The organism is Streptomyces sp. NBC_00122 (assembly GCF_045160845.1).
GTDB lineage: Bacteria > Actinomycetota > Actinomycetes > Streptomycetales > Streptomycetaceae > Streptomyces.
On the sequence record NZ_CP108191.1, the window covers coordinates 4,981,862 to 4,995,567 of the forward strand.

12 protein-coding genes are annotated in these 13,706 nt (G+C 71.6%); 4 read left to right on the forward strand and 8 right to left on the reverse strand.

The window, feature by feature from the left end:
* Window positions 1-172: 172 nt before the first annotated feature.
* The gene (locus OG737_RS23540; RefSeq protein ID WP_405678098.1) at window positions 173-1,339 is read left to right on the forward strand and encodes a histidine kinase; all 1,167 of its coding nucleotides are present in this window, start codon (window positions 173-175) and stop codon (window positions 1,337-1,339) included.
* The gene (locus OG737_RS23545) at window positions 1,327-1,980 is read left to right on the forward strand and encodes a response regulator (protein WP_405678096.1); all 654 of its coding nucleotides are present in this window, start codon (window positions 1,327-1,329) and stop codon (window positions 1,978-1,980) included. Before OG737_RS23540 ends, OG737_RS23545 begins: the two co-directional genes overlap by 13 nt.
* 95 nt (window positions 1,981-2,075) lie before the next feature.
* Here the strand turns inward: OG737_RS23545 and OG737_RS23550 are convergent, their stop codons facing one another.
* The 6 genes from OG737_RS23550 to OG737_RS23575 form a co-directional block, all read right to left on the reverse strand.
* On the reverse strand, window positions 2,076-2,687 hold the full coding sequence (locus OG737_RS23550; RefSeq protein WP_328928121.1) for a response regulator transcription factor: 612 nt from the start codon (window positions 2,685-2,687) through the stop codon (window positions 2,076-2,078).
* Between the two features lie 19 nt (window positions 2,688-2,706).
* A complete protein-coding gene (locus tag OG737_RS23555) occupies window positions 2,707-3,951 on the reverse strand; it encodes a histidine kinase (RefSeq protein WP_328928122.1) in 1,245 nt (414 codons plus the stop codon).
* Between the two features lie 70 nt (window positions 3,952-4,021).
* Window positions 4,022-6,331: a TOMM precursor leader peptide-binding protein gene (locus OG737_RS23560; protein WP_405678093.1), complete on the reverse strand. Its 2,310-nt coding sequence runs from the start codon at window positions 6,329-6,331 to the stop codon at window positions 4,022-4,024.
* A gap of 27 nt (window positions 6,332-6,358) precedes the next feature.
* On the reverse strand, window positions 6,359-6,553 hold the full coding sequence (locus tag OG737_RS23565) for a hypothetical protein (protein ID WP_328928124.1): 195 nt from the start codon (window positions 6,551-6,553) through the stop codon (window positions 6,359-6,361).
* Window positions 6,554-6,680: 127 nt separating this feature from the next.
* A complete protein-coding gene (locus OG737_RS23570; RefSeq protein ID WP_405678091.1) occupies window positions 6,681-7,352 on the reverse strand; it encodes a hypothetical protein in 672 nt (223 codons plus the stop codon).
* A gap of 13 nt (window positions 7,353-7,365) precedes the next feature.
* Window positions 7,366-8,172, reverse strand: a complete 807-nt coding sequence (locus OG737_RS23575; RefSeq protein WP_405678089.1) for an alpha/beta fold hydrolase — start codon at window positions 8,170-8,172, stop codon at window positions 7,366-7,368.
* 153 nt (window positions 8,173-8,325) lie between these two features.
* Between OG737_RS23575 and OG737_RS23580 the strand changes: the two genes are divergently transcribed.
* The gene (locus tag OG737_RS23580; RefSeq protein ID WP_328928127.1) at window positions 8,326-8,553 is read left to right on the forward strand and encodes an MbtH family protein; all 228 of its coding nucleotides are present in this window, start codon (window positions 8,326-8,328) and stop codon (window positions 8,551-8,553) included.
* A gap of 146 nt (window positions 8,554-8,699) precedes the next feature.
* Here the strand turns inward: OG737_RS23580 and OG737_RS23585 are convergent, their stop codons facing one another.
* Together OG737_RS23585 and OG737_RS23590 are read right to left on the reverse strand one after the other, a co-directional pair.
* Complete coding sequence (locus OG737_RS23585; protein ID WP_328928128.1) at window positions 8,700-11,258, reverse strand: FtsX-like permease family protein; 2,559 nt, start codon at window positions 11,256-11,258, stop codon at window positions 8,700-8,702.
* 11 nt (window positions 11,259-11,269) lie between these two features.
* Window positions 11,270-12,049: an ABC transporter ATP-binding protein gene (locus OG737_RS23590; RefSeq protein WP_328928129.1), complete on the reverse strand. Its 780-nt coding sequence runs from the start codon at window positions 12,047-12,049 to the stop codon at window positions 11,270-11,272.
* 233 nt (window positions 12,050-12,282) lie between these two features.
* Between OG737_RS23590 and OG737_RS23595 the strand changes: the two genes are divergently transcribed.
* The gene (locus tag OG737_RS23595; RefSeq protein ID WP_328928130.1) at window positions 12,283-13,680 is read left to right on the forward strand and encodes a serine hydrolase domain-containing protein; all 1,398 of its coding nucleotides are present in this window, start codon (window positions 12,283-12,285) and stop codon (window positions 13,678-13,680) included.
* Window positions 13,681-13,706: the final 26 nt, after the last annotated feature.

Below are 13,706 nucleotides of genomic sequence, written 5' to 3' on the forward strand. Positions count from 1 at the left end.
TTTCGTCGAGGGGGGCGGGGCCGGTGCGGCCCCTTGTGGACACCACGATGCCCGTTCGCGGAGCGGCGGAGCGAGGGGGCGGTCTACCGGACCCTTGGTGTAGCCCGCTACACCAAGGGCCGGGTGGTGCGCACGCCTTCGCCGGCCTGGGCGTTCGCCTAATCTGAGGCCCATGAAAGAGAGGCTGTGGGTCGAATGGCGGGCGACGAGGCAACTGCTGCGATCGGCCGGCCTCGCCCTGGCCTCGCTCCTGTTCCTGCCCGTCGCGGGATTCACCGCGGTCGCCACCCTGCTGGTGATCGGCGCCGGCGTCCTGCCCGAAACGGTCCTGCTGCTCCGCAGGATCGCCGGGATCAAGCGCGGCGAGGTGGAGAACTGGACCGGTGAGCCGGTCCCGGAGGCGTACGTACCGATCGTCGGCGGGCTCTCCGTACGCGTACGGACGGCGGTCGCCGATCCGGGGACGTACCGGGACCTGCGGTGGCTGGCCGCGCACTTCCTCTACGGCTGGCTGCTGGCCTACGCCGCCCTGCTCGTCTGGATCTTCGGCCTGATGGTCGACGGCATCTGGTGCGGGGTGCTGGGCCACCGGGCCGTGGTGCTGCCCGCCATCGGGCGGCTGGCCGCCCTCGACGCGGCCTGGTCCCGCTCCCTGCTGGAACCCTCCTCGGACGCCCGGCGCAGTGCGGAACTCGCCGAGCGCGTCGAGGAGCTGACGGCCACCCGGGCCGGGGCGGTCGCCGCGCACGGCGCCGAACTGCGGCGCATCGAGCGTGACCTGCACGACGGGACCCAGGCCCGCCTGGTGGCGCTGTCGATGCGGGTGGGGCTGGCCAGGAGGGCGTACGACAACAACCCGGACGCCGCCCGCAAGCTCCTCGACGACGCGCAGGACCAGGTCCAGGAAGCGCTGACCGAACTGCGCCACGTCGTGCGCGGCATCCACCCGCCGATCCTCACCGACCGCGGCCTCACCGGCGCCGTACGGGCGCTGGCCGCGGGCAGCGCGCTGGAGGTCGAGGTGGCCGAGGAGGGCCTGGAGGGCGGCTCGCGTCCGCCGGCCGCGGTCGAGGCGGCGGCGTACTTCGCGGTCGCGGAGGCGCTGACCAACGCCGCCAAGCACAGCGGATCCCGGCGGGCCCGGGTGGAACTGTCCCGGGCACCCCGCGCGTTGAAGATCCTGGTGCGCGACGAGGGACACGGGGGCGCCGACGAGACGGGCGGCAGCGGGCTGCTCGGCATGCGGCGGCGGATCGCGGCCCTCGACGGCATCGTCCAGGTGTCGAGCCCCGTCGGGGGGCCGACCGTGATCGAAGTGGAGCTTCCGTGCGTGTGGTGATCGCCGAGGACAACGCCCTGCTGCGGGAAGGACTCGTCCTGCTGCTCACCTCCGCGGGCCACGAGGTGGTCGCCGTCGCGGCCAGCGGCCCCGAGGTGCTCCCGGCCCTGCTCGAACACCGGCCGGACGTCGCCGTGCTGGACGTGCGGATGCCGCCCGGCTTCCGGGACGAGGGGCTGCGCGCGGCGCTCGCGGCGCGGGCGGAGATCCCGGGGCTCCCGGTCCTCGTGCTGTCGCAGTACGTGGAGGAGACCTACGCGGCCGAACTGCTGGGCGGCGGCGCGAGCGGCGTCGGCTATCTCCTCAAGGACCGGATCGGCCGGGTCGACGAGTTCCTCGACGCCCTGGACCGGGTCTCCGCGGGCGGTACCGCGCTGGACCCGGAGGTGGTGGCGGAACTCCTCGCGAAGCGCCAGGACGATCCGATCGACTCCCTGACCCCGCGCGAGCGCGAGGTCCTGCAGCTGATGGCGGAGGGGCGGGACAACGCCACGATCGCCGCGCACCTGGTGGTCACCGAGCGGGCGGTGAGCAAGCACATCGGGAACGTGTTCCTGAAGCTCGGGCTCCCGCCGAGCGACAGCGGCCACCGCCGGGTCCTGGCGGTCCTCGCCTACCTGAACAAGAGATTCCGTACGTGAAATATTCATGCCGGAAACATGAGTCTGGCGCTACCGCCCGCTGAAGTCCCGCCCCCATACTCGTTCTTGATGATTGCGCGGTACAGCCACAGCGGTTACAGCAGCCAGTCGGCGTCTCGCGCGATCTTGATGGCGTCCACCCGGTTCCGGGCCTGCAGCTTGGTCACCGTGGTGGTCAGGTAATTGCGAACGGTGCCGAGGGAGAGCTGGAGGTGTCTGGCTATCTCGACCGGCTCCAGTCCGTCCGCCGCCAGCCGCAGCACTTCGGTCTCGCGGCTGGTCAGCGGGCTCTCCGTACTGTTCCACGCGGAGAGGGCGAGCTGGGAGTCGATCACCCGCTTTCCGGCGGCCACGTTCCTGACGGCGGCGGCGAGTTCGCGGGGAGGGGCGTCCTTGAGCAGGAAGCCGGAGACCTGCGCGGCCAGGGCGCGGCGCAGGGCGCCGGGACGCCCGAGGCTGGTGAGGATGAGCGCACGGCACTCCGGAAGCCGCTTGCGCAGCCGTTCGGCGGCGGTCAGCCCGTCGATGCCGGGCAGGTCGATGTCGATGATGGCGACGTCCGGCTCGTGCAGGACGGCGGCGTCGAGGATCTGGTCGCCGCGCTCCACCTCGCAGACGACCTCCAGGTCGTCCTCCAGGTTGAGCAGGGCCACCAGGGCGCCGCGCACCATGTTCATGTCTTCGGCCAGCAGGATGCGGATCGTCATGCGGAAGGGTCCTCCCGGTTCAGGCGGCGGGGTCCCGGACACCGAGTTCGGTGTCGTCGGGATCGGCGAGTCTGCGCAGCGGCCGTGCCGGGGCCTGGGCGACGAGCTCGAACGTGTCGCCGGAGCCGCGGGTGACGGTGAGTACGCCGGAGGCCGACAGCAGCCGTTCCCGCAGGTTGCCCAGGCCGCTGCCGCTGTGGGGCGACACATCACGGTAGGAGGGGTCCACACCGTCGTTGGAAACGGACAGCCGCACCCAGTCGTCGTCCCGGGTCGCCGTCATGGTGCAGGTGGTGGCGCGGGAATGCCGCAGCAGGTTGGTGACCGCCTCGCGCAGGACGGCGGCCAGTACGGAGTCGACCTGCCGGTCGACGCTCCCGTCCAACCGGATCTCCACCCGCACCTCGACGTCCGCGGCCTCCAGCAGGGACTGGGCCGAGCGCATCTCCTGTTCCAGGGACATGCTGCGCAGACCGCTGGAGACCACGCGGACGTCGGCGAGCGACTGCCGGGATATGGCGAGGACTTCGCTGACCTCCTCCAGGGCGCGTCCCGGATGGGACGGGATGAGCCGGTGGATCAGCTCGCCCTTGAGGGTGATCGCCGACAGGCTGTAGCCCAGCAGGTCGTGGAGGTCCCGCGCGAAGCGCAGCCGCTCCCTGGTGACGGCCAGGCCCGCGAGCTGGCTGCGGGTGTCGTGCAGGGCCTGTACGAGCGAGGCCAGCCGCGACAGTCCGTAGACCACCAGGCCGGTCAGCAGCGTCGACTGGCACAGATAGACGGTCTCCTGGATGGAGAGGTTGTCCAGGGTCGGCGGGATCAGCATGCTCAGGCCCACCAGGCCGTACGCCGGCCAGGCCCATCGGCCCGGCAGCAGGAGCAGCAGCGACCCGGCCAGGAATCCGGCCATCGCGCCCCACTGCGAATGGAAGACGGCGATCGGCAGGTACGTCAGCAGTGCCTGCGCGCCGAGCGTCGCACTGCGCTGCCACACCGGGGCCCGGCGTGCGGCGACTCCCGAATGCCGCAGCTGCAGGACGAAGATGAGGCCCAGGCAGACGAGCGAGGTCAGCAATGACGGCGTGGGCAGCTTCGTGCCCAGCAGGTTGAGGACCGTGATGCCCAGGTAGCTGATCAGCGCGACCGTGAGGATGATGCGGGCCAGCCGGGGTGCGGGCAGGTCCGGCACGTCGTGCGGCTGGCTGTTGCCACCGCCCGCCTCGGCCGCTGAATGCAAGGGATCGTTCTCGTCATGGCGTGGCATGGTCGTCTGGGTCTGCAGCCTTGTCTGTCTCGTCCTTCGAACCCCGGTGCGTTCGTAAAGATCATACGGGTTAGACGAACAGAGGGACGGGGTTCAGGTGTTCGTACGGAGTCGGGGCGAGGCAGTGCCCCGAAGCCACAGGAACGTCGAAGAGGCGGCCCGGCGCGAACCGCGGCCAGAAGTGCCGCAGCCCCGGCACCAGCACCTTGACCACCGGCAGTTTCAGGTCGGGCCGGGTCTGGTCCAGCACCAGCAGCTCCATGCCGCGCGACCGGACGGTCTCGGTGATCAGGGCCACGTCGTCGAGCAGGTCGGCGGTCGGGGTGTACGCCCAGTCCCGGGGCACGCGCGGCCGTTCGGCGTCCGGCCGTAGGTGGGGCTGGTTGGCGGCGGTGGCGCGCAGCCACCAGTCGAGCGGTTCGGGATCGGTCACCCGGTAGCCGGTGCCCTGCGGGGTGGCCCCGGCCACCAGGGGCAGCAACTGGCCCATTTCGGTCAGCGCGCGGCGCAGCGCCAGGCGCGGGTCGAAGTGCGCGCCGAAGCCGAAGACGATGTCCTCGGCCGGCTTGTCCGTGCGCCGCGACAGGGCCGCGACGACCGGGATCCCGAAGTCCGAGGTGAGGTCCAGCGCCCACACTTCGCGCCCCACCGAAAGGTAGCCATCGCGAAGCCGGCCGATGTACGGCTCGGCGAAGGCGTCGAGGTCGACGGCGGGCCGACGGGTGCGGTTGTACCACCACAGGGCCACCGCGTCCCGCTCGACCAGCTCCAGGAAGCCTTGCACCAGGGCGTCTTCAGGGCTGCTGCCGGCCGCGTTGCCGTTGGAGTCCGCGAACAGGCCGTCCGGGGACGGCTCTTCGCTGAAGTACAGCAGGGCGGTGGGCACGAGCCGCTGGACGCCTTCGGTGAGCGACCAGACCGGTGTCCAGTCGGTGGGCCGGTCCTCGTCGAAGCGCGGCGGTACGTACTGCAGCCGGTCCCCGCGCGCGTTGATCCGCTCGCGGTCGGCGAACTGCCGGTCGGCGTACAGCTGGACGGCGTTGGGGTGCAGCGCGGCGGGCCCCAGTGCGCGGTAACTGCCGCGGACCACCGGCTCGTCGCCCTGCCGGGTCGCGCTGTACCGTTCCACCGCTTCGCCGAGGGCGCTGGTCCTGGCCTCTTCCTCGCTGAGGCCCTTGCCGCCGCTGAGCGAGCGCAGACCGGCGCGCAGCCCCGCCAGGGTGGGGCTGCGCATGGCGAGGTTCTCGCCCGCGACGAACGCCTCGACGAAGCCGGGACTGCCCGGGGCCCGCCGGATCTCGCGGACGATCCCGGTGACGGGGTCGACCAGCGGGGCGTACCGCCGCAGCATCTCGGCGGGGGTGAGCGCCCGGTGCCCGCCCAGGTCCAGTACGGCCTTGGGGCGCGAGCGCGGTACGAAGGGCTCGGCGACCCGCCGGGCCACCAGGCCGGGATCCCCGCACGCCGCGCACTGCGGCAGCCGCGCCACCGGATGCGCGGCGCTCTGCCACCCGAGGGTGTCCAGTACGTGTACGGCGTGCTGTGCGTCATTGCGTACGCCGGCCAGCCACTTGGCGGCCTCCAGTACGGCCAGCTGCACGGTCAGTGAACGGCCCGCGTGAAGGGTGGCCTGCGGCCGCGGCGGCGGACCGGCCAGGCCGAGCGCCCGCCGCAGCGGCTCCTCCGAGTGCCGGTGACCGCGCAGCCGGGTCGCCAGGCAGTGCCAGCACGGGCCCTCGTGCGGCTGGAAGACCGGCCCGATCCAGGAGGCGGTGGAGCCGAGACCGGCGAGCAGCCAGGGCCGCTTGGACTCGCGGTGCTCGGCGTCGATCTCCCGCAGCAGCGGGGAGAGGTAGTCCTCGCACAGGACGAGGGTGAGGTCGCCGTCCGCACCCGGGGCGGCGAGGACGAGGCCCGAGGCCCGGCAGGCGGCGCGGACCTCGGCCTCGTCCACGCCGGCCGGGGTGACCACCCGCAGGGTGCGCTGCGCCAGTGCGTCCGGGACCTGGCCGCCGTCGAGGCCGGCCAGGTCCCAGTAGGCCTCGGCCGCCGGGTCGGGGCGCGGACCGCCGGACGCCCCGGACGCCCCGGGCGCACGCAGCCGGAGCAGGCCCGAGGCGTCGAGGGCGCGCAGGGAGGCGTCGACCTCCGCCGGGGTCAGCGACGGGGCCGCGTCCCGTACGACGGCGGCCGGAGTGCGGCTGCCGTCCAGGAGCGGGACCAGTACGTCGGCGGGCGGGCCGTGCAGGGCCGTGACGCCGCGGTGCGAGACGAGGTAGGCGGCTTCCCCGGGGACGAGCGTGGCGCGCAGGTGGCTCTTGAAACCGATCCGCGCCTCGTCCTCGCCGGCGGACGGCGATCTGTGGTCTGAGTCCCCCATGGACATGCGTTCCCCCCGTCCCGTTTCCTACTCGAACCGTATGGGAGCCGCCGCGACGGCGGTGCCCGCGGGAACGGCGACGACGCACACGGACAGCAGCGCGGCGCCGCCGTCGCCGGACGCGTCGAGGTCCTCGATCACGAGGGCGCGGGCGGCGGAACGCATCGTGTCCGCGGCGGACTGCTCACCGAATCGGCTGTGCGAGGCAACGGTGTTCGTCATGGTGCTTCATTCCCCCAAGGATTGAACTCGATTGTTTCTCTGGTAATTCTGCACGGCGCATGCACCCTACAGGCAGTGCCGCAATCACCGTGAAGACGTGAACTTCTCATGAACCGGGCAGCGTGATTCACGATGCTGGTGCGAGTGGAACAGGTGTCATGGCCACTTCGAAACGCGCTTCCGCCAGTATCCGGGCGACCGTCGCCCCGATCTCCTCACTGTGCCGGGCGTCCTCGCCGGGGCAGCCGAGGACCACGAGCAGGGCCTCGCGGCTGTCCGGGGCGAGCTGGTGGCCGGCCGCGTCGCAGTCGCGTTTTCCCAGCCAGGCGAGGGGGTCGAGGGTCTCGCCCGCTCGCGCGAGACCGTATATCAGGTCGCCGACGGGAATCGGCCGGGACTTGCTGGAGAAGGCCGGGACGATCCGCCCGCCGCCGACGGCCCGGGTGACGACCAGGTCCCGGCCGTCACCGGACGGTGGGGCCTGGTGGAGGCCTATTCCCGCACCGTGCAGCAGTGTCGCGACGGTCACGGCGTCCACGACCGCGCCATGCGACTTCCAGCCGCGCGTGGCCACGAGTTCACGCAGACGTTCGCCCGCCGGGATCACCGACGGGTATCCCAATTCGGCCAGAAGTTTTCGGTATCCGTCCGGAATCGGTTGGTGCGCGGCGTACCGGGAGTGCGCCTCCTCAGCCGTCAGCCCCTCGGCCGACAACAGCGGCCGGCCGGCGGTGAGCCGCCAGACGCGAGGGTGGCGCAGGCCGAGAGAGCGGGCCTCACCGGTCGTTCGGACAATCACGGATCCTCCGCAGTCAGTTCTGCCCGAAGAAACTCAGGAGTTCGGCATTCACGCGGTCCGGGCGTTCCATGTAGCCGTAGTGCCCGGCATTCTCGATCTCCACGTAACGGGAGTCCGGAATGACATCGGCTATTTCCCGGCTCAAATGCGGCGGAAGGACGAGGTCGTCGGCGAAACCGATGACCAGACAACGCGCCCGGATGTCCCGGTAGGCGGTGAGCCGGTCCGCCGCCATTTCGACTCCGAGCTGCGCCCGGTATCCCGGTGCCGCGCTCGCCGGGGACACCTCGAACAGGTCCAGCCAGTCCTGTATCTCCTTGTCCTCGTTCAGCGTTGCCGGGGAAAGGAACTCCATCGCCCGGACGGTCGCGGCGTAGCGCGGCGGCAGGCTGATCCCGCTGTCGTGCAGTTCCCGCTCCGCGAGGTCGCGGAACCGCCGCATCGCGTCCTTGCGGCCGCGGGTCGCGAGCAGCGCCGCCTCGGTCACCAGGTCCGGGCGGGCCAGGCACAGCTCCTGGGTGATGTGCGCGCCGAGCGAGGTGCCGACGAAGCGGCACGGACCCAGACCCAGGTGGTCGACCAGGGCGGCGGTGTCCGCGACCAGGTCGTCGATGGTGAATCCGTCCGCGCAGGCGTCGGTCGGCGGGATCCCCCGGTTGTTGAAGGTGACGACCTGGTACCCCGCCGCGACGAGTGCCGGCACCTGGTGCAGGTGCCAGGCACGGCCGCTCGCCCCGGTCCCCATGACCATCACCACGGGTTCCCCGCGGCCGGTGACGTCATAGCCGAGGCTGATTCCGTTGATTGTGCTGACCGGCACGGCCCTGCCCTCCTCTGCACCGTGGAACCGGCTGGTTCCGGGTCGGAAATTAGTCGGCCGGATACCGACGGACCAGCAGTTTCGGCCCTGCCTTAAATCGTTGCACCGGGCCGTGGGGACGGGCCACGATCGGCACGACCGAAGGGGAGACTCATGGACAATCCGTTCGACGACGACAACGGCACTTTCTACGTTCTGGTGAACGACGAGAACCAGCATTCGCTGTGGCCCGTGTTCGCCGAGGTCCCGGACGGCTGGACCGTCGTGTTCGGCCAGGAAAGCCGCCAGGCCTGCCTGGACTACGTGGAGAAGAACTGGACCGACATGCGGCCCGCCAGCCTCATCAAGGCGATGGAGCAGACGGTCCCGGCAGCTGCCTGACCGTCAAGGAACCCCCAACCCCCCACAGCGTCAGGGCGGGTGCACCGGAAAGATCCGGGGCACCCGCCCTGATGTGTTGTCCGGCCGCGCCGGGACCGGCCGCTGCCGGTTGCGGCGGCCGCCGGGAGGCGGCCGCCGGGAGGCGGCTACTCGCCCGTGTACACCGCGTCGATCGGCCTGGTGCGCAGCGCCGAGCGCGTGGACAGGGCGATGGACAGCCAGCCCAGCACCGCGATGAACCCCGCGATGCCGAGCCAGACGGCCGGCTCCAGGTGCGGAACGGCCTGGCCGGTCATCGCCAGACTGCTGCCCACGGTGGGCGGGATGGCGATGAAGACGCCGACGGCGATCGCCGTGACCACCACGACCCAGGACTCCATGAACATCATCCGGCGGGTCTGGCGCCGGCTGGTGCCGATCAGGCGCAGCATGGCGAACTCGCGGCTGCGCGCCATGGTCGCCATCACCAGGGTGTTCACCACGGCGATCAGCACGTAGAGCAGGAGCAGCGAGTTGGCGATCAGGTTGGTCCAGGACTGCTGGGCGAACTGCCCCTGCTGCACCGCCGCGAACCGGTCCGCCGCCTGCACCTTGAGCGTGGGGGTGCGCTGGGCGAGCTCGGCCAGCGCCGTCCCCACCCGGTCGCGGACCTCGGGGCCCGATGCCGTCACCAGCAGGGCCGAGTCGAGGCCTTGGGTGGTGTGCGCCACCAGCATGTCGTGGGGGAGCGTGACATCGCCGAAGCCGAGGCCGTTGCCGTAGACGGCCACGACCTTGAGCTTCTGCCCGGTCCCGTCGCCGAGGCTGACGTCGGCCGTGTCGCCCACGCCGAGTCCCGCCGTGCCCGCGGCCATCCAGCTGAGCGCCACGGTGTCCCCGGTCAGTTCGTCCAGGCTGCCCTCGCGCACGTCCAGGTCGAGCGTACGGCCGAGCCCGCGCGGGTCGACGCCCTGGGCGCTGAAGGGCCGGGAGGCCTCCTTGTCGATCTCCACGTACGTGAGCATCACCTGCGAGCGGGCCACCGGGGTGGCGGCCGCGACGCCGGGCACGGCGCGGACGGTCCCGGTCAGGTCCTGGGACAGCCCGGTGGCGTCGCTGGTCAGGACGTAGTCCGCGACGACTCCCGTCGCCGCCTGCTGCTTGGCCGTGGCCTCGACGGTCGAGAGGGTCGACAGCTGCATCAGGGCCAGGGCGGCGCCGAGTGCGAGCGGGACGACGGCGCTGCTGAGCCGGCGCGAGTTCGCGCTGCTGTTGGCGGCGGCCAGGTAGCCGCTGACCCGGAAGCGGCGCAGCAGCGGAGCCATCACCCGCGTGGTGATCTTCACCAGCTGCGGGCCGATCAGCGCGCAGCCGAACATGAGGATCAGCAGCGAACCCGCGGCGCCCGCGATGGCCAGCTGCCCGGGGATGACCATCGGCAGGACGACCGCCGCCGCGAGACCGAGCACGATCAGCACCCGGCCGGCGATCAGCCGCGGCCGGCCCAGCCGAGGGGGCTCCGCCTGCGATTCGCGCAGCGCCTCCACCGGCTGGATCCGTGCGGTGCGGAAGGCCGCCACGTAGCCCGCCAGCCGCGCACCCAGTACGCACAGCACCACGGCCGCGCCCGCCGGCGCCGGGTTGTAGGACAGCTCGAAGTCACCCGGCAGCACCCCGACCGCGGCGAACGCGTCACGCAGCGCCCCGGCGATCAGGAAGCCGGGCGCGGCGCCCAGCAGCGCGCCGGCGGCGGCGACCATCAGGATCTCGCTGCCGATCAGGGAGTGGATCTGGCGGGGCGAGGCGGCGATCGCGCGCAGCATGGCCAGTTCGCGGCGGCGCTGGTGGACGGTCAGGCCGAGGGTGGAGGAGACCACGAAGATGACGACGGCGAGCGCGGTACCGCCGAAGGAGGCGGAGAGCGCCACCAGGAAGCCGCGCGACTGCCCCACGTCCAGGAACTCCAGGTCGCCGACCTGCTTGCCCGTGTACACGGCGACCGCCTCGGGCCGGCCGGCGAGCGCCTTCCCGATCCGGGCGGCCAGCGCGTCCGCGTCCGTGCCCGGCTCGGCGAGCACGCCGATCGCCGTGAGCCGGTCCGGGCGCTGCGACAGCTGCGCGGCCCGGTCGTCGGTGAAGAAGGCCGCCGACTGCCGGTCCAGGCCGCCGGGGGGCGGCGCGACGAGGCCGGACACCCGGTACGAGGCGGGCGTGGTGCCCACCGACAGCCGCACGGTGTCGCCGGCCTTGACCCCGGCCCGCCGGGCCACGGCGGAGTCCAGGACGACCTCCTCGGCGGAACGCGGCTCGTGCCCCTCGGCCAGCGGGAACGGCCCGAGGGCCGCCGAGGCCCAGCCGTGCCCGAACAGCGGGTCGTCGAGGGCCACCGTGCCGCCCTGCGGACCGGTGACGCTCATCTCCACGGTGCGGTCGCCGACCACCGAGCGGACCCCGGGGACCTTGGCCACCTCGCCGGCCAGGCCGGCGGGCAGCGTGACGCGCTCGGCGAAGTGCGGGTCGAAGTTCTCCTTGACGGCCTTGGTCTGGTTGCCGCCGACCATCACGGCGGCGCCCGCGTAGCGTTCCGGCGAAACCCCGGACAGCAGCCCGGACATGAGCAGCACGCCACAGGCGGTCACGACCGCCGATCCGCAGAAGACGGCGATGAACGCCGCGATGAAACCGCCCTTGCGGTTCTTGATGGTGCTCCACGCGATGTCGAACATGTACGGCCGCCCTACCAGTTGCCGAGATGCGTCATGCGGTCGGCGACCTGGTCGGGGGTCGGCCGCAGCAACTGCCCCGCCAGCCGGCCGTCCGCGAGGAAGACCACCGAGTCGGCGAACGACGCCGCCACCGGGTCGTGGGTCACCATCACCACGGTCTGCCCCGTCTCGTCGACGATCTGCCGGAACAGGCGCAGGACCTCCTGGCTGCTCCGGGTGTCCAGGGCCCCCGTCGGCTCGTCGGCGAGCACCGCGTCGGGCCGGGTCACCAGCGCGCGGGCGATGGCCACCCGCTGCTGCTGGCCGCCGGAGAGCTGGTTGGGCCGCCGGTCGGCGTACTGGAGCATGCCGACGCGCTCCAGGATCTCGCGCAGCCAGGACTCGTCGACCGCCGTGTTCGACAGTCGCGGTACCAGCGTCACGTTCTGCTTCACCGTCAGCGCCGACATCAGGTTGTACGCCTGGAACACGTAGCCGATCCGCTCGCGGCGCACGGCCGTCAGCGCGGACTCCTTGAGGCCGCCCAACTCGGTGTCACCGAGGTAGACATGACCGGACGACGGACGGTCGAGTCCGGCCAGGCAGTGCAGGAACGTGCTCTTGCCCGAGCCGGAAGGGCCCATGACGGCGGTGAAGGACCCGCGGGGCACATCGAACGAGACGTCGTCCAGAGCGGTGACGGCGCCCGTCCCCTCGCCGTAGGTCTTGCTCACCGAGTCCAGCCGCATGGCGGCAGCCGTTCCCTGGATCTGTTCCTTGGCGGTCGTCGACCGGCGCCAAACCGATGTCATATTTCTCGCCCTCCCGTTCGTCAGCCGCATCAGACTATGGGAAGAGATGATGGGCGACGAACCCCCAGAATCCCGTATTGAAGGTGGAGCCAGCTACACCATGGCCGGTTCCGTTCGGTCCACTGCGCGGGCCCCCCTTTCCACCTGGCCGTTTAACCCCAGACTTTAGCTCTTTGGTCATGGACTAGGGGCATCACTACGCTGGCCGTTATTCATTGACCTGGGTGGACTTGATGACGGAATCCGCTGACCTTTCCATGGGGCTGCCCGCGCACGGCGAAGTGGCCGGCCTGCTGGAAACACTCGCCCGTGAATACCTCGTACCCGGTGTGCAATTCGCCGTCTACGACCGCGGTGAGATCACGACCTTCACGTACGGAGAAGAGACCCACGGGTCGGGTCGGCCGGTGACGGCCGACACCGTCTTCCCGTGGGGATCGGTGACGAAGTCCGCGACCGCGCTGCTGCTGGCACAGCTCGTCAGCGACGGCGACGTGGAGCTGGACGCGCCGGTGGGGCCGCTGCTCCCGGAACTCGCGCGGACACCCGACGGCCCTCTCTACACGGCCACGCTGCGCGGGCTGCTCAGCCACACCGCCGGCCTGCCGGACATGCCGCCCGTCGAGGACGACCTGTCCCTGCGCGACTGCGTGGCCGCGTCGGCCGGAGCGGCCGCGCTGTGCGAGCCCGGGCGGCTGTTCTCGTACTCCAATCTCGGCTACGTCCTGGCCGGCCGGATCCTCGAATCCGTCACAGGAGTGACCTGGTGGGAGGCGGTACGGGACTTCGCGCTGAGCCCGCTCGGCGTGGCGGCCGGCTTCCTCGGCGCCACCGCCCCGGGGCCCGTCGCGGGCCAGCACGCGGTGCACCTGCCGACCGGGTCGGTGCACGTGGTCGACGAACCGGGACTGCCCAAGGCGCTCGTACCGGCCGGGGCGCTGACCTCCAGCGCCGCCGGCCTGCTGCGCTACGCCGAGGTGCACCTCGCGGCGGACGGCACCGCGGTACTGGAACCGGACATGCTCGCGGAACTGCGCACCCCGGTGCCCGGCTCGGCGGCCTTCGGACTGGCCGACGCCTGGGGCCTGGGACTCGCCGTCCACACCGACGGCGAAGGGCGGCGCTGGCTGGGCCACGACGGCAACACCGGAGGGGCGAGCTGCGCGCTGCGCTTCGACCCCGAGCGGCGGATCGCCGTCGCCCTGATGGCGAACGCCACTTCCGGCCGGCAGATGGGACATGCCTTCTTCGACGCGCTGGCGGCAAAGGGCTGGGACATCGGGCGCTACCGCCGGCCCGAAATCGGGAGCCCGCTTTCCGGCGACGCACTGACCGCGGTCGCCGACGAAGTGTGCGGGGATTACCGGGCGGGCGCGGACCTTCATACCGTGCGCCGCTCCGGAAACGGGGAGCTGCTCCTGGAACGGAGCGGGCTCGTGCCGGTCCGGTTGGAAATCTACCAGGGACTGGAATTCTGTTTGAAAAGCGGTACCGCCGACGGCGGGCACGGCAGTGACGAATCAAAGGACCTGTACCGATTCGTGCGGGATTCCCGCACCGGGCAGGTCGGCGGCATGTACATGAGCGGTGGACGGCTCCAGGTGCGCGAGGGAATCGGCCTGATCGGCTGATTTCTCGCTTCCGGTTTCCGGTTTCC

What these genes read in the sequence shown, in the direction of transcription:
- OG737_RS23540 (WP_405678098.1), top strand. Translation starts at nt 173, where the DNA reads ATGAAAGAGAGGCTGTGGGTCGAATGGCGGGCGACGAGGCAACTGCTG.
- OG737_RS23550 (WP_328928121.1), bottom strand. Translation starts at nt 2,687, where the DNA reads ATGACGATCCGCATCCTGCTGGCCGAAGACATGAACATGGTGCGCGGC.
- OG737_RS23555 (WP_328928122.1), bottom strand. Translation starts at nt 3,951, where the DNA reads ATGCCACGCCATGACGAGAACGATCCCTTGCATTCAGCGGCCGAGGCG.
- OG737_RS23560 (WP_405678093.1), bottom strand. Translation starts at nt 6,331, where the DNA reads ATGGGGGACTCAGACCACAGATCGCCGTCCGCCGGCGAGGACGAGGCG.
- OG737_RS23565 (WP_328928124.1), bottom strand. Translation starts at nt 6,553, where the DNA reads ATGACGAACACCGTTGCCTCGCACAGCCGATTCGGTGAGCAGTCCGCC.
- OG737_RS23580 (WP_328928127.1), top strand. Translation starts at nt 8,326, where the DNA reads ATGGACAATCCGTTCGACGACGACAACGGCACTTTCTACGTTCTGGTG.
- OG737_RS23585 (WP_328928128.1), bottom strand. Translation starts at nt 11,258, where the DNA reads ATGTTCGACATCGCGTGGAGCACCATCAAGAACCGCAAGGGCGGTTTC.
- OG737_RS23590 (WP_328928129.1), bottom strand. Translation starts at nt 12,049, where the DNA reads ATGACATCGGTTTGGCGCCGGTCGACGACCGCCAAGGAACAGATCCAG.
- OG737_RS23595 (WP_328928130.1), top strand. Translation starts at nt 12,283, where the DNA reads ATGACGGAATCCGCTGACCTTTCCATGGGGCTGCCCGCGCACGGCGAA.